The 17726-nt window shown below is 64.1% G+C and carries 21 protein-coding genes; 1 reads left to right on the forward strand and 20 read right to left on the reverse strand.

The window, feature by feature from the left end; all coding sequences use genetic code 11:
• Positions 1-17 precede the first annotated feature (17 nt).
• The 20 genes from OPIT5_02400 to OPIT5_02495 all read right to left on the reverse strand — a co-directional run bounded on the left by OPIT5_02400 (position 18) and on the right by OPIT5_02495 (position 15490).
• Positions 18-362: a 50S ribosomal protein L22 gene (locus OPIT5_02400; GenBank protein AHF89277.1), complete on the reverse strand. Its 345-nt coding sequence runs from the start codon at positions 360-362 to the stop codon at positions 18-20.
• A 102-nt stretch (positions 363-464) separates the two neighbouring features.
• Positions 465-812, reverse strand: coding sequence for a hypothetical protein (locus OPIT5_02405; GenBank protein ID AHF89278.1), 348 nt, complete (start codon positions 810-812; stop codon positions 465-467).
• 37 nt (positions 813-849) lie between these two features.
• Positions 850-1125 carry a 30S ribosomal protein S19 gene (locus OPIT5_02410; GenBank protein AHF89279.1) on the reverse strand — a complete coding sequence of 92 codons (276 nt, stop codon included), beginning with the start codon at positions 1123-1125 and terminating at the stop codon, positions 850-852.
• A gap of 20 nt (positions 1126-1145) precedes the next feature.
• Positions 1146-2012 carry a 50S ribosomal protein L2 gene (gene rplB, locus OPIT5_02415; GenBank protein ID AHF89280.1) on the reverse strand — a complete coding sequence of 289 codons (867 nt, stop codon included), beginning with the start codon at positions 2010-2012 and terminating at the stop codon, positions 1146-1148.
• 53 nt (positions 2013-2065) lie between these two features.
• On the reverse strand, positions 2066-2347 hold the full coding sequence (locus tag OPIT5_02420; GenBank protein ID AHF89281.1) for a 50S ribosomal protein L23: 282 nt from the start codon (positions 2345-2347) through the stop codon (positions 2066-2068).
• Positions 2347-2982, reverse strand: a complete 636-nt coding sequence (locus OPIT5_02425; protein ID AHF89282.1) for a 50S ribosomal protein L4 — start codon at positions 2980-2982, stop codon at positions 2347-2349. Before OPIT5_02425 ends, OPIT5_02420 begins: the two co-directional genes overlap by 1 nt.
• Positions 2983-3002: 20 nt before the next feature.
• The gene (locus tag OPIT5_02430) at positions 3003-3650 is read right to left on the reverse strand and encodes a 50S ribosomal protein L3 (protein AHF89283.1); all 648 of its coding nucleotides are present in this window, start codon (positions 3648-3650) and stop codon (positions 3003-3005) included.
• 133 nt (positions 3651-3783) lie between these two features.
• Positions 3784-4092: a 30S ribosomal protein S10 gene (gene rpsJ / locus OPIT5_02435; GenBank protein ID AHF89284.1), complete on the reverse strand. Its 309-nt coding sequence runs from the start codon at positions 4090-4092 to the stop codon at positions 3784-3786.
• Between the two features lie 30 nt (positions 4093-4122).
• On the reverse strand, positions 4123-6315 hold the full coding sequence (fusA, locus tag OPIT5_02440; protein AHF89285.1) for an elongation factor P: 2193 nt from the start codon (positions 6313-6315) through the stop codon (positions 4123-4125).
• A 19-nt stretch (positions 6316-6334) separates the two neighbouring features.
• On the reverse strand, positions 6335-6808 hold the full coding sequence (locus tag OPIT5_02445; protein AHF89286.1) for a 30S ribosomal protein S7: 474 nt from the start codon (positions 6806-6808) through the stop codon (positions 6335-6337).
• A 49-nt stretch (positions 6809-6857) separates the two neighbouring features.
• Positions 6858-7238, reverse strand: coding sequence for a 30S ribosomal protein S12 (locus OPIT5_02450; GenBank protein AHF89287.1), 381 nt, complete (start codon positions 7236-7238; stop codon positions 6858-6860).
• A 545-nt stretch (positions 7239-7783) separates the two neighbouring features.
• The gene (locus OPIT5_02455) at positions 7784-9301 is read right to left on the reverse strand and encodes a pyruvate carboxyltransferase (protein ID AHF89288.1); all 1518 of its coding nucleotides are present in this window, start codon (positions 9299-9301) and stop codon (positions 7784-7786) included.
• Between the two features lie 190 nt (positions 9302-9491).
• The gene (locus OPIT5_02460) at positions 9492-10313 is read right to left on the reverse strand and encodes a biotin-(acetyl-CoA carboxylase) ligase (GenBank protein AHF89289.1); all 822 of its coding nucleotides are present in this window, start codon (positions 10311-10313) and stop codon (positions 9492-9494) included.
• The gene (locus OPIT5_02465) at positions 10310-10603 is read right to left on the reverse strand and encodes a hypothetical protein (protein AHF89290.1); all 294 of its coding nucleotides are present in this window, start codon (positions 10601-10603) and stop codon (positions 10310-10312) included. The genes OPIT5_02460 and OPIT5_02465 overlap by 4 nt, the downstream gene beginning before the upstream one ends.
• A 19-nt stretch (positions 10604-10622) precedes the next feature.
• Complete coding sequence (locus OPIT5_02470) at positions 10623-11927, reverse strand: Na+-transporting methylmalonyl-CoA/oxaloacetate decarboxylase subunit beta (GenBank protein AHF89291.1); 1305 nt, start codon at positions 11925-11927, stop codon at positions 10623-10625.
• 105 nt (positions 11928-12032) lie between these two features.
• Positions 12033-12164, reverse strand: coding sequence for a hypothetical protein (locus OPIT5_02475; GenBank protein ID AHF89292.1), 132 nt, complete (start codon positions 12162-12164; stop codon positions 12033-12035).
• A 135-nt stretch (positions 12165-12299) separates the two neighbouring features.
• Entirely contained in the window at positions 12300-12704 is a 405-nt protein-coding gene (locus OPIT5_02480; protein AHF89293.1) for a biotin attachment protein, read from the reverse strand.
• A gap of 54 nt (positions 12705-12758) precedes the next feature.
• A complete protein-coding gene (locus OPIT5_02485) occupies positions 12759-13217 on the reverse strand; it encodes a hypothetical protein (protein ID AHF89294.1) in 459 nt (152 codons plus the stop codon).
• A 134-nt stretch (positions 13218-13351) separates the two neighbouring features.
• The gene (locus OPIT5_02490) at positions 13352-14905 is read right to left on the reverse strand and encodes a methylmalonyl-CoA carboxyltransferase (GenBank protein AHF89295.1); all 1554 of its coding nucleotides are present in this window, start codon (positions 14903-14905) and stop codon (positions 13352-13354) included.
• Positions 14906-15082: 177 nt separating this feature from the next.
• The gene (locus tag OPIT5_02495) at positions 15083-15490 is read right to left on the reverse strand and encodes a hypothetical protein (GenBank protein ID AHF89296.1); all 408 of its coding nucleotides are present in this window, start codon (positions 15488-15490) and stop codon (positions 15083-15085) included.
• 206 nt (positions 15491-15696) lie between these two features.
• Between OPIT5_02495 and OPIT5_02500 the strand changes: the two genes are divergently transcribed.
• Positions 15697-17670, forward strand: a complete 1974-nt coding sequence (locus OPIT5_02500; protein ID AHF89297.1) for a methylmalonyl-CoA mutase — start codon at positions 15697-15699, stop codon at positions 17668-17670.
• Positions 17671-17726: the final 56 nt, after the last annotated feature.

Genomic DNA, 17726 nt, shown 5'->3' on the forward strand with positions numbered 1-17726 from the left:
GTGTTGGTTCTTTAAGATTAGTTTTTGTCGCTGCCGTCGGTGAGAACGATGCGGATGTGGGACATTTTCTTGCGGCGGGGTTTGGCCGTGCCGCGGGCGCCTGCCTTGAAGCGCTTGAGGACGGGGCCCTGCTCGACGATCGCGAACTTCACCTTGAGGCCGTCGGCGGAGAGGTTGTTGTTGTTCTCGGCGTTGGCGATGGCGCTCTTGAGCGTCTTGTTGATGAGGCGCGCGGACTTGCGCGGGATGATCGTGAGGAGGTCGACGGCGTCGAGCGCCGGGCGTCCGGTGATGGTGTTGGCTACTTCACGCACCTTTTTGGGTGACATGCGGGCGTAGCGGGTGATGGCCTGGATTTCCATTTTGATACGGGTGGATTCCTCCGGGAGGAGGCGACAGCGGGAGCGGGTTCTGCGCGGTGCGCGGAGCGGGCTCCCCTGCCCTTTCGTTTTGTTGGCGGATGCTTAGCTGATGGTTTTGACAGAAACGGTGTCACCCGTGCGGATGGACTGGCCGTTTTCGAGAGTGAGGATGAGGGCGGCGGCGGCGCGGGGGCGGAGGTCCACAAGGACGATCTCCGCCACCGGAGCACCGGCGCGGGTGACGCGGCAAACCATGCCCTGACGGAGCCCGGCTTCGAATCCGGCGCCCAGGACGACGATGTCGGCGGCCCGGGCGGCGTGGATCTGGCGGACCGTGGTCCCGCGAACCGAAAGCGCTGCCGGGATGACCTGGCCCGACGCGGCGCCGGGCGCAACCGCGAGAGCGGTGGCGGCGAGGCCGGAGAGGACGAGGTTGCGGAAGCGTTTCATGATTGCGGACGGGCGTGGCGGGAAGCGCCGGATGACCTCAGATTTCCTTGCGGGTCATGCCACCGTGCGACTTGAAGACGCGGGTGGGGGCGAATTCGCCGAGCTTGTGACCGACCATGTTCTCGGTGACGTAAACGGCGACGAATGCCTTGCCGTTGTGCACGTTGAGCGTGTGGCCGATGAAGTCGGGCGTGATGGTGGACCGGCGGGACCAGGTCTGGATGGGTTTCTTGGCGCCGCTCTTGGTCGCCTTCTCGATTTTTTCGAGAAGGTGATAGTCGACGAAGAAGCCTTTTTTGATGGAACGAGCCATAGTGCGGTGTCGTTAAAGGGTTACTTCTTGTTGCGGGGCTTGCGGCCGTTGTGGCGCACGAGGATGAGGCTGTTCGAGGGTTTCGAACGGCGGCGGGTCGGGAAGCCCTTGGCGAGCTGGCCCCACGGGGAAACGAGATGCTGGCGACCGCCACCACCCTTGGACTTGCCCTGGCCACCACCGTTGGGGTGATCGACGGGGTTCATCGCGACACCGCGCGAGCGGGGGCGCTTGCCGAGCCAGCGGTTGCGGCCGGCCTTGCCGAGCTTGCGGTTCATGTGCTCGCCGTTGCCGACTTCGCCGATGGTGGCGCGGCACTTCGGGTTGACGAGGCGGATCTCGCCGGAAGGCATCTTGAGCTGGGCGAAGCCGTTCTCGACGTTGACGAGCTCGATGGAGGTGCCGGCGGTGCGGCCGAGCTGGGCTCCCTTGCCGGGGACGAGCTCGACGCAGTGGAGCTTCGTGGAGGGCGGGATGATCGACAGCGGGTAGTTGTTGCCCGTGACGTAGTCGTTGAGCGAGGCCTTGTCGGAGGCGATGATCTTCGAACCGACCTTCAGCCCTTCGGGGGCGATGATGTAACGCTTGTCGCCGTTCTCGTATTTGAGGAGGGCGAGGTGCGCGGTGCGGTTGGGATCGTACTCGAGGGCGATGACCTCGGCGCGGACGTCGAGGAGGTCGCGCTTGAAGTCGATGATGCGGTAGAGGCGCTTGTGACCGCCGCCGCGACGGCGCGAAGTGATGCGACCGTAAACGTTACGGCCGCCGGTCTTCGGCTTGGGCAGGGTGAGATCGCGCTCGGGACGCTTTTTGGTGAGGCCCACGGCCTGGTTCAGCTGGGTGAAACGCAGGGAAGGCGTGAGCGGGCGATAAGCTTTGATTGCCATGGTGGATAGTCTCCGGGTTGTGGCGTGGTGTCGGGTTGGGCGGCGTGGATCGGTCAGACGAGCTCGATCTTGTCACCGGCCTTGAGAGTCACGACCGCCTTCTTGTAGTCGGAGGTGCGACCCGGGCGGCCGACGCGCGAGCGCCGGGCCTTGCCGAGGTTGTTCTGCGTGTTGACGCGCTTGACGGTGACCTTGAAGGCCTGCTCGACGGCGGCGGCAATGGCGTGCTTGCCGGCGCGGCGGTCGACTTCGAAGGTGTATTGGCCGAGCTCGGCGGAGAGGAGGTTGGACTTCTCCGTGAGGCGGACGAGTTTGAGGACTTGGTCGGCTTTCATTAGTTCTGGCCTCCGTTGATGCGGGCGATGATCTTCTCGAGCGCCCTGGTGCTGACGATGATCTGCCGGTACTGCGCGAGATCGAGGACGTTGAGATTGGCGGCTTCCTGGAGGGAAACACGCTCGATGTTGCGGGCGGCGCGGGCGGCCTCGGCGCTGAAGGTGGCGTCGACGATCAGCGTATTGCCCTCGGGGGCGATGCGCGTGATGACCTCGTTGATGATCCGGGTCTTGGCCTGGGCCACTTCCCATGCCTCGATGGCGAGGATGTCGCCGGCGGAGAGGCGGTCGAAAAGCGCGCGGCTGAAGGCGAGCGTCTTGACCTTGGAGTTGACCTTCTTGGAGAAGTCGCGAGGACGCGGGCCGAAGACGACGCCACCGCCGACCCAGAGGGGGGAGCGGGTGGAGCCGGCGCGGGCGCGGCCGGTGCCTTTCTGGCGCCACGGCTTCTTGCCACCGCCGCGGACTTCGCCGCGGGTCTTGGTGGAGCGGGTGCCCTGGCGCTGGTTGGCGCGGATGGCGACGATGGTTTCCTTGAGAGCCTGGATACCCTTGTCGCCGTCAAAAACGGGGAGACCTTCGAATTCCTGTTCGCGGGAGGTCTTTCCGTCGGAGCTGAATACTTTGAGCTTCATGTCGATTGTTCTCCTTTGGTTCAGGCCTGGCGGGGTTGACCCTTGATCGCGGTGCGGACAATGACGTCGTCACCGTTGGCGCCGGGGACGGCACCCTTGACAAGGAGGAGGTTCTGGTCGGCCAGGATCTTCACGATGGTGAGGTTCTGGACGGTGCGGCGCTGGCTGCCCATGTGACCGGGCATCTTCTGGTTTTTCCAGACACGACCGGGCGTCTGGCGCATGCCGATGGAGCCGATACGGCGGTGGAACATCGAGCCGTGCGCGGCGGGACCGCCGGCGACACGGAAGCGTTTCACGACACCCTGGAAGCCCTTGCCCTTGGTGACGCCGATGACGTCAATGGTCTGGCCTTCCTTGAAGGCGGCGACGGTGACAATATCACCGGCCTTGAGCGAAGAGGCCTCGTCGAGGCGGACTTCGCGGAGGACGCGGGGCGCGTTTTCAAGCCCGGCCTTGGCGGCGTGGGCTTTTTCGGCCTTGGGCGTGTTCTTGGCCTTTTTGGCCGAGAAACCGAGCTGGACGGCGTTGTAACCGTCGGTTTCGGTGGTTTTGACCTGGACGACCGGGCAGGGCCCGGCTTCGATCACGGTGACGGGGACCAGGACGTTTTGCGCGTCATAGACCTGCGTCATTCCGATCTTTTTGCCTGGGAGCGTTGAGATCATGGGCTAAGCGGTAGGTGGATGGTTATCCGTTTGTGTTGCCTACATTAGCGATTCCGCCGGTGGGCCCGGCGGAGGTGCCGCTAAACTGTGGGAGAACGATTTATCCGGGTGGAGAGTCGGACCGGTTGATGGATCAGACGTTGATGGTGATGTCCACGCCCGAAGGGAGGTTGAGCTTCTTGAGCTCGTCCACGGTCTGGGCGGTGGGTTCGATGATGTCGATGAGGCGCTTGTGAGTGCGCGACTCAAACTGCTCCATGGATTTTTTGTCCACGTGCGGGGAGCGGTTGACAGAGAGCTTTTCGATACGCGCCGGGAGCGGAATCGGGCCGGAGACACGGGCTCCGGAGCGTTTGGCGGTCTCGACGATCTCCGAGGCGGACTGGTCGATGACACGATAGTCGAAACCCTGGAGTTTGATGCGAATGCGTTGGCCTTTCATGGCTGTAAAAGAACGGTGGGAAGGTTGCGGTTAGCTGCGGGCGGGAGCCCGGCTGGAGGACTCGACGATCTTGGCGAGGAGGTTGGACGGCACTTGCTCGAAATGCGACGGCGTGATGGAGGCGCTGGCGCGGCCTTTCGAGAGGGAGCGGATGTCGGTCACGTAGCCGAAGAGAAGCTCGAGGGGAACGTGGGCGCTGACGATGGCGGCGCCGTTCTTGTTCTCGATTCCCTGGATGGTGCCACGGCGACGGTTGATGTCGCCCATGAGATCGCCCTGGTATTCTTCGGGCGTGGTCAGCTCGACGCCCATGATGGGTTCGAGGAGGATGGGCTTGGCGGCTTTCATCGCCTCCTTGAAGGCGAAAATGCCGGCCATCTTGAAGGCGATTTCCGACGAGTCGACCGGGTGGAAGGAACCGTCCACGATGCGCACCTTGACGTCCACGACCGGATAGCCGGCGACGACGCCGTTGTTGGTGCCTTCGAGGATGCCGTCGGTCGTGGGCTTGATGAACTCTTTCGGGATGACGCCGCCGACGATCTCGTTGATGACTTCGACGCCCTTGCCCTTTTCGTTGGGCTCGATCTTGACGACGGCGTGGCCGTACTGGCCTTTGCCACCGGTCTGGCGGATGAATTTGCCTTCGCCATCGGCGTTGCCGGTCACCGTCTCGCGATAGGCGATCTGCGGTTTGCCGGAGGTGGCCTCGACCTTGAACTCGCGCTTGAGACGGTCGATGATGATTTCGAGGTGGAGCTCACCCATGCCGGAGAGGATCGTCTGGCCGGTGTCGGCATCCGTCTTCACCTTGAGGGTCGGATCTTCGGCCACGAGGCGCTGGAGTCCGGTCGAGAGTTTCTCCTGGTCGGCCTTCGAGTTGGGCTCGATCGACATGGAGATAACGGGCTCGGGGAAGGACGGCGGCTCGAGGCGGATGTCGAGATCTTCGTCACAAAGGGTGTCGCCGGTGATGACATCCTTGACGCCGACAAGGGCGCAGATGTCGCCGGAATAGGCGGTATCGATTTCCTCGCGATCCATGGCGCGCATCAGGAGGAGGCGGCTGCAACGTTCGCTGCGGCGGGTGCGGGGATTGTAGAGTGAAGTGCCCTTGAGGAGCCTGCCGGTGTAGACGCGGTAGAACACCAGCTTGCCGACGAACGGATCGGTCCAGAGCTTGAAGGCGAGGCCGGCCAGCTTGTTGTTGTCGTCGGCGGAGACAAACACCTCTTCGCCGTCGCTGTTCACGCCGGTCATCGGCGGGAGATCGAGCGGATTGGGCAGGTAGTTGACGACGCAGTCGAGAAGACGCTGCACGCCCTTCTTCTTGAAGGCCGAACCGGGAATGACACCCGTGAACTTGAGCGAGATGGTCGCCTTGCGGACGGCCGGAAGAAGCTCTTCCGGAGTGATCTCGCCGCCGTCGAGGTACTTCTCGGCGAGGGCGTCGTCGAAATCGGAAACGGCCTCGATGAGCGCATCACGATACGACTTGGCGTCGTCCACGAGGTCGGCCGGGATCGGGTGGCGCGTCGGATTCAGGTCAAGGTCCGTCGGATCGGTAAAGATGTACGCGCAGTTCTGCACGAGATCGACGAGACCGGTGAAGTTTTCCTCGTTGCCGATGGGCAGGAAGAGAGCGTGGGCATTGGCCTTGAGCTTCTCGCGCATCTCGTCGATGGCGCGGAAGAAATTGGCGCCCGTGCGATCCATCTTGTTGATGAAGGCGATGCGGGGGACGCCGTACTTGTTGGCCTGGCGCCAGACCGTCTCGGACTGGGGCTGCACGCCGGCGACGGCGCAGAACACGGCGATGGCACCGTCGAGCACACGCATGGAGCGCTCGACCTCGGCCGTGAAGTCCACGTGGCCGGGAGTGTCGATGATGTTGATGCGCTGCTTGATTCCCTTCCAGGGACCGCAGGAGGCATTCCACGCGCAGGAAATGGCGGCGGCGGTGATGGTGATGCCGCGCTCGCGCTCCTGCTCCATCCAGTCGGTGACGGCGGTGCCTTCATGCACCTCGCCCATCTTGTGGACGGTGCCGGAATAAAAAAGGATGCGCTCGGAAGTGGTGGTCTTGCCGGCGTCGATGTGCGCGGCGATGCCGATGTTACGGGTCCATTCGAGCGGGAACGGACGCTCCTTGGCGTTGGCCTTGGAGATCCTGGACTTCTCCGTAACGATGGTAATCTCGGGTGCTTGAGCTACTTGGGACATGGTGGGTCTCTTTTCCGGATTACCAGCGGAGGTGGGCGAAGGCGCGATTGGCCTGGGCCATCTTGTGAGTGTCTTCCTTTTTCTTCACAACACCGCCGGTGTTGTTGTAGGCGTCGACGATCTCGTTGGCGAGGGCGTCCTTCATGGGCACGCCTTTGCGGGCGGAAGCCGCCGCAACGATCCAGCGCAGGGCAAGGCTCTCCTGGCGTTCGTAGGAAATCTCGATCGGCACCTGGTAGGTGGCGCCACCGACGCGGCGGCTCTTCACCTCGAGGCGGGGACGGGCGTTCTCCATCGCGCCGATGAGCAGATCGACCGGGTCACCCTTTTCGAGCTTGGCGGAGACTTTTTCGAACGCGCCGTAGACGATGCGTTCGGCAAGGTTCTTTTTACCGTCCTGCATGACGACAGTGACGAGGTGGGCAACGAGCGTGCTGTTATAACGGATATCCGGCTCGGTGTTGCGCTTGGTTGCTCTGTGGCGGCGTGACATGGCTATGAAAGATCAGGTTGGGTGGATCGACTGGATCGGCTGAAAAAACTTACTTCTTCTCCTTCGGGCGTTTGACGCCGTACTTGGAGCGGGAGCGACGACGCTTTTCGACACCGGTGGCGTCGAGCGTGCCGCGGACGATATGGTAACGGACGCCGGGCAAGTCCTTCACACGGCCGCCGCGCACGAGCACGATGGAGTGCTCCTGGAGGTTGTGGCCCTCGTCGGGGATGTAGGAGATCACTTCGCTGCCGTTGGTCAGGCGGACCTTGGCGACCTTGCGGATGGCAGAGTTCGGCTTCTTGGGGGTGCGGGTCATAACCTGCACGCAAACGCCGCGGCGGAAAGGATTACTGTCCAGAGCGGGCGATTTCGATTTCACGCGAATCTGGCGGCGGCCCTTGCGCACGAGTTGGTTGATGGTTGGCATAGCGAAATGGTGGCTTTGAAAAGTGGAAAAAGGCGAAGAAAGTACGTTGCCGATTTTTGACGGCAAGAACTTTTTCATTAATTGGCGAAAATCGCGAAAACGCCCGCAACCGGCACTGCGGCGATGGATGCAACTGGCCATCATCCGGGCACGAAAGCGGTGGCGCGAAGGGACAGTCGTCTGCGAACACGCCTCCGGGCACAAGGAGAAAAATGTAGGGACGCGAAAATAAAGAACTTCGGGCCAAGCCCCGAGGATCGGAGCGGCGGCGTCTCGCCGCCGCTCCGACAAGCCGAAGCACGCTTCGGGGTACCAGACCCAGGGGAATAACCGTCTTTCGATAACAGGGCGTCCGCTTTTCCGTTTCCGGGGCAAAAAAAGACGCCCGGCGGTGAGGCCGGGCGTCATAACGTCGTGGAGCTAGGCTCAACAACGACGTTTGTGGCGGGAGGACCTTTAAGGAAGGAGATCACTCCCCTTCCACGCAAGGCATTTTTTCACGCAAGATGAATTTTCCCTGGCGCATGCACCCGTCGTCGCCGGGCTCAGAGTTCCTCGACGATGACTTCCGTGCGGCGGTTATTGATTGTCAGGGCGTAATGCGCAGCCCCGGCAGGCTTCGCGACGGGACGGGGTGCCGCCGGCGGCACCGGAGCGACCGTCGCCGCAACGGCGGGAGAGGCCGCGGGCGCCGGAGCGGCGGCGGCGGGTTGCGGCTTCTTCTTGCGGTCGTAGTGCTCCTTCAACTGCATCGGGAACATCGCGTGGATCACGGCATGTTCGTCATCGTCGGGGAGGCCGAGTTCGCGGAGCCTGGCCTTGAGATCGTTCATGCGCGGCTTGAGCAGGTCGGCGGGGCGGCAGGTGATCACGGGCTTGCCGGTGTTTTTCGCGGCCAGCGCCTGCACCTCGGGGTCGACAGGCGCGGGCGGACGCCCGTAGTAGCCGAGAGCGATATCCATGGCGGCGGGCGCGAAGTTTTTCCAGCGTCCGAATTTTACATTAAGCACGGCCTGCGTGCCCACAATCTGCGAGGTGGGCGTGACGAGCGGTATCCAGCCGAGCGCCTTGCGGACGACCGGAATCTCGGCGAAAACCTCGTCGAAGCGGTCTTCCATTTTCAGGTCCTTGAGCTGGGTGCGGAAATTGGAGAGCATGCCGCCGGGGACCTGGTAGGTGAGCGTGTCGGTGTCGATGACCTCGTTTTTCCGGCCGGTGAATTTTTCCAGCTCGGCGTAAACTTTGGTGAAGTGGGCGCGGAGGCGGCCGAGGCGCTCCTTGTCGTAAGTCGGCCGGCGCGGGTTGCCCTCGAGGACTGCCATCATGAGCAGCGTATCCGGCTGGGCAGTACCGTTGGCGAAGGGCGTGATGGAGCAGTCCACGGCATCGACGCCCGCATTGATGGCGGCGAGGTAGGTCGGGATGCCGAGGCCGGCGGTCTCGTGCGTGTGGAGGACGACGGGGATTTTGACCTGCGCCTTGAGACCGCCAATAATGGCAGCCGCATCGGCGGGCGGGACGAGTCCGGCCATGTCTTTCAGGCAAATGGAGTGGCAACCCATTTTCTCGAGTTCGAGGCCGAGCTTGATAAAGCCTGCGACGTTGTGGACCGGCGAGGTGGTGTAGCAGATGACGCCCTGCGCGTGTTTGCCGGCGGCGATGACGGCGCGGACGGCGGTCGCGATGTTGCGGGGATCGTTGAGCGCGTCGAAGATGCGGAAGATATCCATGCCGTGTTTGGCCGACATCTTGACGAAGGCCTCGACGACATCGTCCGGAAAGTTCTCGTACTGGACGATATTCTGCCCGCGCAGGAGCATCATGTGCGGGGTCTTCGGCGTGCCGCGCTTGATGGCGTCGAGGCGGTCGAACGGGAATTCGTCGAGGAAGCGGAGACCGGAGTCGATGGTGGCGCCGCCCCAGGTTTCCAGGGCGCCGAAGCCCAGCGCATCGAGATCGGCAAGCGCAGGCAGCATCTGCGCCGTCGTCATGCGCGTGGCGGCCAGCGACTGGTGACCATCACGCAGGACGGTGTTGTTGAAGGTAACGGGATTGGTGGTCATGGGAGGGTCGGGTTCGGAGTTTCGGGTTCAGGATCCGGCGCGAGAGGACCGTGCCGGCTGGGAAGTTTTGGTAGAATCTGGAAGATTTTGGAAGATTTTTGAGCAGTGTTTTCCGGGAAAAGATCCGTGGATTCCGGGCGACCGGGTTTCGTCTTCGGCTTCCGGCGCGGGGGCGAAAAGGTTGCCGGGGTCAGTGCAGGGAACCGCGCTCGCGAAGGAGTTCGATCTGGGTGGCATCGTAGAAATGGCAGACAGGATCGTCATCGAAGGCGAGCCGGAGGCGACCGTCCGCGTCGATGCCGTGGAAATGGCCTTCGCGCGTGGCTCCCCCGAGCGCAGCCGTCAACGTGATCGCGACATGGCTGGGTGCGTCGGACCAGGCAGCGTTGAGATCGGCGGCGATGGGCGCAAATCCCTGCTCCGGATCGGCGATCATCGCGTGGGCGCGGCGGATGGCGGCGAGAATCCGGCGCAGGACGACGTCGGGATCGCAGGCAGCGTCGGGAAGGTGGTCGCAGAGGCGGGCCGTGGCGCCGGTGAGGGCGGCGTCGATGCGCTCGGGGCTGTTGGTGAGGTTCAGGCCGATGCCGATGGTGGCGGTGTCCGGCGTGAACCGTTCGACGAGCAACCCGGCGAGTTTGCGGGGGCCGATCATGATGTCGTTGGGCCAGCGGAGGCGAAGACCGGCGGTGCGGAGGCCGAGTTCGCGCAGGGCGCCGGTCACGGCCCAGCCGGCGGCGAGCGGGAGAATGGCCCAGCGGGCGCGTTCACCGGGACAGGGGAGATTGGCGGAAAGCCACAGGCCGCCGGGATCGGAGGTCCAGGCGCGGCCGGTGCGCCCGTAGGCAGCCGTCTGCACGAGGGCGCGGAGGGCATGCCAGGCCGGGAGACGTTTGCCGGCAACCGGATTGGTGGAGGGAATGCGATCGGCCGTGTGGAGCGTCCAGCCGTCAAAATGACTCACGCGACATGCCGGCAAGAGAAGGGCGGTTTCGTGAGTCACGGAGGTCATGCGTCGGGATTCCGGGGCGGAGGTTCGGTTATGGGGACCACGTCAACCGTCCCGGTGTCCTCGTCGGAAGCGGCAAAGGCGCCGTCGCGCCGGAGGCGGCGGCTGACGCCGAAACAGATGATGCCGAGACCGGCGAGGGCGAGCAGGTGGCCGGCCGTCGAGAGGACGGCGGCCGCGCGCGCGTGGTCGGGAGCCAGGGCCGGTGTCACCAGCCGCACCAGCAACGCTCCCGCCAGCGCGGCAGTGACGCCGGCGATCCAGCAGACGGAGTTGGCGCGGAAGGCGTTCATGCGCGTGGTGGTGTTGCCATTACTGCGAGAGCAGCGGGATGAGCGTCACGTAGATGCCGGTGAGGATCGCGGTGGTGATGACGCCGGAGATATTGGCGCCGAGGGCCTCGGGAAGCACGATGACATCGGGTCTGGCTTTGCTGACTTCCTTCTGGACGACCTTGGCCGTGCTCGGCACACAGCTGACACCCGCAATTCCGATCACGGGGTTGATCTTGCGTCCGCTGGCAAGATACGCGACGTAACCGCCAATGATGCCGCCCACCCCGGACAGCAGCAGCGAGAGAATGCCCAGGATCAGCAGCAGGACGACCTTCGGATCGAGAATCGTGGAGGCCTCGCACATGATACCGAGCAACACGCCCAGGAACATGGTCGCACCGTAGAGGAAAACGCTCTCGATCATGCTGGAAAACACTTTCAGCCCGGCTTCGCGGACGGCCACGCCAAGGAAGAGCGAGAAAAAGAGCGGAGCGGCCGACGGGAACAGAAGGCAGAGCACCGTGCAGGCCACGACGGCAAAGGCGAGCTTCTCGCCGGAAGTGATTTTGGCCACGGGGCGGGCCGGCATCTTGAGTCCGCGCAGCTTGGCCGGGATGAGCGCCCGGATGAGGTAGGGGTAACCGCCATACACGAGGCCGAGGTACAGGTAGGCAATGATCGTAATAGGCACCAGGAGATGTTTGGCCATCTTGAGCGCGCCAAAAAGCACCATGGGGCCGTCCGCTCCGCCAACCAGGGCAATGGAAGCCGCCTCGCCGTAGGTGAAACCCATGGCCACCGCGATCGGGAAAGTGACAATCGTACCCAGCTCGCAAAAGAGCGCCATCGAAATGCTGAGGAAGGGCCGCGCCAGCACAAAACCGACGTCGAGGAGAACGCCGATGCCCATGAACACGAGACAAGCGATGAGGTTGTTGCTGAACGCAAACGTGAAGATCGGCTGGAGGAAATCGATCTGCATGAGGCCGATCAGGCGTGTGGGCTCCTCGACGAGTGGCGACATGAAGAGCGTGCCATGCATCTGGCCGGAGGCGGCGAGTTCGGCGGCCTGCTGCTGCGCAACGGGATCAGCGAGCGGAGCGCTGCCGTGAACGATGTGTCCGGCAGTGGTGGGATCGAGGAAGAGGACGCCGGCGTTGACCGCGCACATCGCCAGGCCCATCGGAATCATGAGGAGGGGCTCGAGCGTGCCCTTCTTGCCCAGATAGACGAGCAGCATGCCGAGGAAGATCAGCCCGATGCGGGTGATCAGGATCGGGGTGTCGGAATCGAGGAGCGTGGTCACGCCCTGGAAGATGTTGAGGATGTCGTGAAAGTTCATGGAGCGAGGATCAGGCGCGATGCGGTCGTTGTTGCCGGGGTCGTCGTTGACGCGGGTGAGGGCGTCGCTGGCGGCAGCGGAGGCAGGGGGCCGGGCTGCGGTTGGTTATTTTTTCCCGAGCTGGCGAATGCCAAGGAAGAGGAGCTTGATGAGCAGGGCGACACCGTATCCGACGACGGAGCCGACGACGGCGACGATGAGCGCGGTGGTGATGGCGGTGGAAATGGCGGGAGTCATGAGTGTGTGTGAACGGCGGGCCCGGAAGGGAAATTACGAATGACGAATTACGAATGACGGCAGAGCGGTGAATGGCCTCGGGGGGGCCGTGATCTGCCATTCGTAATCCGTCATTCGTCATTCGTCATTGATTGGTTATTCGATACGGAGGAGGGGGGCGCCTTCCTCGACGCCGTCGCCGGGATGGGCGAAAATGGTCGAGACCTTGCCGGCGCGGGGAGCGAAGATGTAGGTGTTCATCTTCATGGCTTCGATGGTGGCGACCTGGTCGCCTTCGTTGACGGTCTGGCCGACCTTGACGTCGATCGAGACGAGCTTGCCGGCGAGCGGGCTGGGCACGTCGTTCGCACCGGCCGCGGCCGGCGCGGCCGCAGCAGGAGCCGGAGCCGCCGCGGGGGCGGAAGCGACAGGCGCGGCGGCCACGGGAGCCGGAGCGGCGACAGGAGCGGCGGCGGACGCGGCAACTTTTCCTTCATCGAGGATCTCGACGAGGACTTCGTAGGCTTTGCCTTCAACGGTAACGCGGAGTTTCTTGGTCATTGGTAATTGATGCTAAAGATTCGGGTGCGGACGGGTGGTGTTCCTTGGCTGGGTCTAGCGGAACTGGTGCGACGAGTAGATCTGGCGGCGGCCTTCGATCGACCACTGCTGCATGAGCATCTCGACGGAGAGCGGTTTGGGTTTCACGGCCTGAACGCCGGCGATGCGGGCGTTGCGGCCGATGACGGTGGTGATGGAAGCGGCGATGACCGCGAGGACTTCGGGCGGGATGCCTCCGATGGTGTCGGGCGCGGCGAGTGCGGCGGCGGCAGCCCCGGAAGTCGCAGCCCCCGTGCCGGCGGCGGCGGCGCGTTCGGCGATCTTCTTGACCGTGGCGTCATCGGGGTGCGTGGCGGCGAGGATGCGGCCGAAAATGGCCACAAGCGCGATGAACACGGCCACGCCTCCGAGAATGACGGCAAGGGCGAGCCACTGGCTGCCGAAGAGGGGCGCGGGTGCCTCCGGTTGCCGGGCGGCGGCCCCGGCGACCGCGATGAGAAATGCGTTGGGCATGGGTGAGTGGTTGGGTGATCGGTTGCAGAGGCGGGAGACGGTCCGTTTCCGGATTTCCGGTTTCGAATTTCAGAATCCGGATTCCGGACCGCCTTCGGTACTCTGTATTTCAGTTTTTCAGCTTTTCAGTTTTTTCAAAGCGGGATGTTGCCGTGTTTCTTGGGCGGGCGGGTCTCGCGTTTGCTGAGCGTGTTGCGCAAGGCCATCGCCACGACGGCGCGGGTTTGCGAGGGTTCGATGATGTCGGTGATCATGGCCTTGCTGGCCGCCTCGTAGGGTGAGGCGAATTTCTCGCGGTATTCGTCCGCGAGTTCCCGCGCCTTGGCCTTCGGGTCGGCGGCGGCGGCGATCTCTTTCTTGAAGAGAACATTGGCCGCGCCTTCGGCGCCCATGACGGCGATTTCGGCACAGGGCCACGCATAGACGAGATCGGCCCCGAGGTCGCGCGAGCACATGGCGAGGTAGGCGCCGCCGTAAGCCTTGCGCATGATGATGGTGATCTTCGGCACGGTGGCGGCGGCATAGGCGAAGAGCATCTTGGCGCCATGGCGGATGATGCCGCCGCGCTCCTGGGCGACGCCGGGCATGAAGCCGGGGACGTCGACGAGGTTGACGATCGGGATGTTGAAGATGTTGGCGAACCGGATGAACCGGGCGGCCTTGTCCGAGGAGTCGATGTCGAGGCAGCCGGCCTTGAAGGCGGGCTGGTTGGCGATGATCGCCACGACGATGCCCTGGATGCGGGCGAACCCGACGACGATGTTTTTGGCGAAATCGCGCTGCACCTCGAGGAAGTCGGCGTCGTCCACGAGATAACTGATGACCTTGAGCACGTCGAAGGGGGCCTTCGAGTCGGCGGGCACGAGTTCGTTCATCCGCGGATCCTCGACGAGGGAAATCTCCGGCGTCGGGTGATGCGGGGGGTCCATGATGTTGTTGGACGGGATGAACGAGAGGAGCTTGCGCGCGATCTCGAAGGCGTGCTGGTCGTTGTCGGCCACGAAGTGGATGTTGCCCGAAACACTCGCATGGGCCTCCGCCGAACCGACCTGGTCCATCGTGACGGTGGCGCCGGTGGCGGCCTTGATGACGTCGGGCCCGCAGATAAACATCTGGGCGTTTTTCTTCAGCATGATGATGAAGTCCGTCAGCGCCGGCGAATAGGCGGCGCCGCCGGCGCACGGGCCGGCGATGATGGAGATCTGCGGCACGACGCCGGAGAGAAGCACGTTCTTGAAAAAGATCTGGCCGTAGCCGGAGAGGGCGTCGTCGCCTTCCTGGATGCGGGCGCCGCCGGAGTCGTTGATGCCGATGACGGGCATGCCGGCCTCCATCGCGTACTCCATGGAGTCGCAGATTTTCTTGGCGTGGATCTGGCCGAGGGCGCCGCCGCCGACCGTGAAGTCCTGGGCATAGGCGGCAACCGGGCGGCCGTCGATGTGGCCGACGCCGGTGACGACGCCGTCACACGGGAGTTCCTTTTTCTCCATGCCGAAGTGCGTGCACTGGTGCTGCGCATGCATGCCGGATTCCATGAAAGTGCCGGGAGTGAAGAGCGCGTCGAGGCGGTCACGCGCGGTGAGCAGACCCTTGGCGCGGCGCGCGGCGAGTTTGTCGGCGCCACCGCCGTTGAGGGCGGTTTCGCGATGTTTGCGGAGTCGTTCGAGCAGGACGGGGTCGATAGCCATAGGTGAAAGGTCGTACGGAGACGAGGTCGGATTTCGGAAGCGGCCCGGCGTGGCGCCCGCGTGGGGCGCATGCCCGGGCCAGGAAAGAGGTTGACCGCAGAACCGTCATCCGCCCGCCATACAGGGTGCACAGCGGGAAAGGCGGAGGTGCCGGGTCGATTTTGATAATTCGGGGGGTCAGGGCTTCGGCATGCAGAGCTCGGTGAGCACGCCATAGGTAGACTTCGGGTGGAGAAAAGCAACCAGCTTGCCCGCCGCTCCCTCGAAAGGAACTTCGTGAATGAGTTTCACACCGGCGCCGGCCGCCTTCGCGAGTTGACCCGCCACGTCATCCGTGGCAAAAGCGACGTGATGGATGCCGCCATTGGGATTTTTCTCCAGAAACTTCGCAATCGGGCTCTCCGGCGAGGTCGGCTCCAGCAATTCGATATGCACTTCGCCACAGTGAAAAAAGGCCGTCGAAACCTTCTGGGACTCGACCACCTCGCGGTGTTCGCACTTCAGCCCGAGGGCTTTCTCGTAATAGTTGACAGCGTCGTCGAGCGAACGAACGGCGATACCGAGGTGGTCAATTCTGGTAATCATAACGATTGAGAAATAAGCGCGCCGACGATCTGCCGGGTGCGATGTTCAGTATGGCTTATCGGAAAGCCCCCCGCTTCGCATGCGTTGCCCCACGACAGTCATTTCTTGGCAAAATCTGCGGAGCGCGCTCCGAGGGAGAAACGGTAGTCTCTTATTAGAAGATCTTCCTTCACCCTGACCAACCACAACTCGCTCTTCACCATACCGTGAGCACCGTGACCGACACCGACAAGACCAACGCCACCACAACCGCGTCGCCCGACGACGCCCTCCAGGCCTCCTGGGCCCGATGGAAAAAAGTTGTCGAGGGCGAACTCAAGGGCGTGCCCTTCGAGAAAAAACTCGTAACCCGCACGCCGGAAGGCATTGCCCTCCAGCCGCTTTACACCCGCGCCGACATCGCCGGCATCCCGGGCCTCGACGCCGCTCCCGGCTCCGCCCCTTTCCTGCGCGGCACCCGCGCCCGCGGTTACAAGGAGCGCCCTTGGGAAATCGCCCAGGAAATCCTCGCCGCCACACCCGCCGGGTACAACGCCACGCTCCTCGACGCCCTCAACCACGGTCAGGACAGCGTGCCTCTCACCACATCGGACGCCTGCCCCTGCTGCGGCCTTGCGATCAACAGCCCGGCCGACCTCGCCGCCGCCCTCGCCGGCGTCTCCCTCGCACACATTCCCGTCCACCTCGCTCCCGGAGCCGACGCCACCCGGCTCGCCGCGCTCTACCTCGCCTGCGCCGCCGATCAGGGCGTTGCGCCCGCCAGCCTCACCGGCTCGCTCGCCGCCGACCCGCTCGCCCACTGGGCCGCCGCCGGCTCCCTCCCCTCCCCCCTCGCATCGCTCCATGATGCCCTCGCCACCTGGACGAATGACGCCAGCCGGAAGGCCCCCGCGCTCAAGACCATCGGCGTCAACGCGGCCATCTGGGGCAACGCCGGTGGAAACGCCGTGCAGGAACTCGCCGGCGCCATCAGCGCCGCCGCCGAATACCTCCGCGAACTCCTCAAACGCGGCGTCTCCCTCGAAACCGCCGCCACGCGCATCCGTTTCACCTTCGCCATCGGTCCGCAGTTTTTTACCGAAATCGCAAAATTCCGCGCCTTCCGCCCCCTCTGGACCCGCGTCCTCGCGGCCTTCGGCGCCGCCCCCGGCCTCGCCGCCCGCGCGGCCCTCCACGCCACCACCAGCTGGTGGAACAAAACCCTCCTCGACCCCAACGTGAACATGCTCCGCGTCACGACCGAGGCCCTTTCGGCAGTCCTCGGCGGCGTCGACAGCCTGCACATCGCGCCCTTCGACGAACTCTCCGGCAAGACCGACGCCTTCTCGCGTCGCATCGCCCGCAACGTGCACACCCTCCTCGCCGAGGAATTCAGCTTCACCCAGGTCGCCGACCCCGCCGGCGGCTCCTGGTACGTCGAAAAACTCACCGATGAACTCGGCCGCAAGGCCTGGGCACTCTTCCAGGATATCGAAGCCAGGGGAGGACACGCCGCGGCCCTCCGCACCGGCTACCTCCAGGACCTCGTCGCCAAAACCGCCCAGGAAAAACTCGATGCCGTTGGAAAACGCCGCGCCGGCATCATCGGCACCAACCTCTTCCCCAACCTCAGGGAAACGCCGCTCGCTCCGGCCGCCTGCGCTACATCCGCCGGCAAACCCGCCGCCGCTCCCGCACCCGCGCCTGCGAAGCACGACGGGATCAAGCCGGTCGCCTTCCGCCGCGCCGCCGAACAGTTCGAGGCCCTCCGCGCCGCCTCCGCCGCCTTTGCCAAAAAGACCGGCAAGGCGCCGCAGATCTTCTTCGCCAGGATGGGCCCCGTCATCCAGCACAAGGCCCGCGCCGATTTCGCCGCCGGGTTCTTCGCCACCGCCGGCTTCGAATGCCTCGCCAAACAGGCCTTCGACACACCGGAAGCCGCTGCCGAAGCCGCCGTCAAATCCGGCGCGCCCGTCACCGTCCTCTGCTCGACCGACGACACCTATCCGGCACTCGTCCCCGCCTTCGCCAAAGCCGTGAAGGCCGCCAGACCCGGCACCACGGTCATCCTCGCCGGCCTCCCCGCCGACGAAGCCCTCGTCAGCCAGTTCAAGGCCGACGGCATCGACGAATTCATCCACATCCGCGCCAACGTCCACGGCCTCCTCAGCGCCCTCCTCAAGAAGATCGGAGTCCTCTGAAACCACGTCACAACACACCGGATACACCCGCGCACCCGCCGCACATCACGCACACA

Source organism: Opitutaceae bacterium TAV5 (assembly GCA_000242935.3).
Lineage (GTDB): Bacteria > Verrucomicrobiota > Verrucomicrobiia > Opitutales > Opitutaceae > Geminisphaera.

Excerpts from the sequence above, each read along its gene's own strand:
- OPIT5_02475 (AHF89292.1), bottom strand. The coding sequence starts at position 12,164 with ATGACTCCCGCCATTTCCACCGCCATCACCACCGCGCTCATCGTCGCC.
- OPIT5_02410 (AHF89279.1), bottom strand. The coding sequence starts at position 1,125 with ATGGCTCGTTCCATCAAAAAAGGCTTCTTCGTCGACTATCACCTTCTC.
- OPIT5_02480 (AHF89293.1), bottom strand. The coding sequence starts at position 12,704 with ATGACCAAGAAACTCCGCGTTACCGTTGAAGGCAAAGCCTACGAAGTC.
- OPIT5_02495 (AHF89296.1), bottom strand. The coding sequence starts at position 15,490 with ATGATTACCAGAATTGACCACCTCGGTATCGCCGTTCGTTCGCTCGAC.
- OPIT5_02405 (AHF89278.1), bottom strand. The coding sequence starts at position 812 with ATGAAACGCTTCCGCAACCTCGTCCTCTCCGGCCTCGCCGCCACCGCT.
- OPIT5_02485 (AHF89294.1), bottom strand. The coding sequence starts at position 13,217 with ATGCCCAACGCATTTCTCATCGCGGTCGCCGGGGCCGCCGCCCGGCAA.
- rplB (AHF89280.1), bottom strand. The coding sequence starts at position 2,012 with ATGGCAATCAAAGCTTATCGCCCGCTCACGCCTTCCCTGCGTTTCACC.
- OPIT5_02455 (AHF89288.1), bottom strand. The coding sequence starts at position 9,301 with ATGACCACCAATCCCGTTACCTTCAACAACACCGTCCTGCGTGATGGT.
- OPIT5_02450 (AHF89287.1), bottom strand. The coding sequence starts at position 7,238 with ATGCCAACCATCAACCAACTCGTGCGCAAGGGCCGCCGCCAGATTCGC.
- OPIT5_02445 (AHF89286.1), bottom strand. The coding sequence starts at position 6,808 with ATGTCACGCCGCCACAGAGCAACCAAGCGCAACACCGAGCCGGATATC.
- OPIT5_02420 (AHF89281.1), bottom strand. The coding sequence starts at position 2,347 with ATGAAAGCCGACCAAGTCCTCAAACTCGTCCGCCTCACGGAGAAGTCC.
- OPIT5_02460 (AHF89289.1), bottom strand. The coding sequence starts at position 10,313 with ATGACCTCCGTGACTCACGAAACCGCCCTTCTCTTGCCGGCATGTCGC.
- fusA (AHF89285.1), bottom strand. The coding sequence starts at position 6,315 with ATGTCCCAAGTAGCTCAAGCACCCGAGATTACCATCGTTACGGAGAAG.
- OPIT5_02465 (AHF89290.1), bottom strand. The coding sequence starts at position 10,603 with ATGAACGCCTTCCGCGCCAACTCCGTCTGCTGGATCGCCGGCGTCACT.
- OPIT5_02430 (AHF89283.1), bottom strand. The coding sequence starts at position 3,650 with ATGATCTCAACGCTCCCAGGCAAAAAGATCGGAATGACGCAGGTCTAT.
- OPIT5_02425 (AHF89282.1), bottom strand. The coding sequence starts at position 2,982 with ATGAAGCTCAAAGTATTCAGCTCCGACGGAAAGACCTCCCGCGAACAG.
- OPIT5_02490 (AHF89295.1), bottom strand. The coding sequence starts at position 14,905 with ATGGCTATCGACCCCGTCCTGCTCGAACGACTCCGCAAACATCGCGAA.
- OPIT5_02470 (AHF89291.1), bottom strand. The coding sequence starts at position 11,927 with ATGAACTTTCACGACATCCTCAACATCTTCCAGGGCGTGACCACGCTC.
- OPIT5_02400 (AHF89277.1), bottom strand. The coding sequence starts at position 362 with ATGGAAATCCAGGCCATCACCCGCTACGCCCGCATGTCACCCAAAAAG.
- rpsJ (AHF89284.1), bottom strand. The coding sequence starts at position 4,092 with ATGAAAGGCCAACGCATTCGCATCAAACTCCAGGGTTTCGACTATCGT.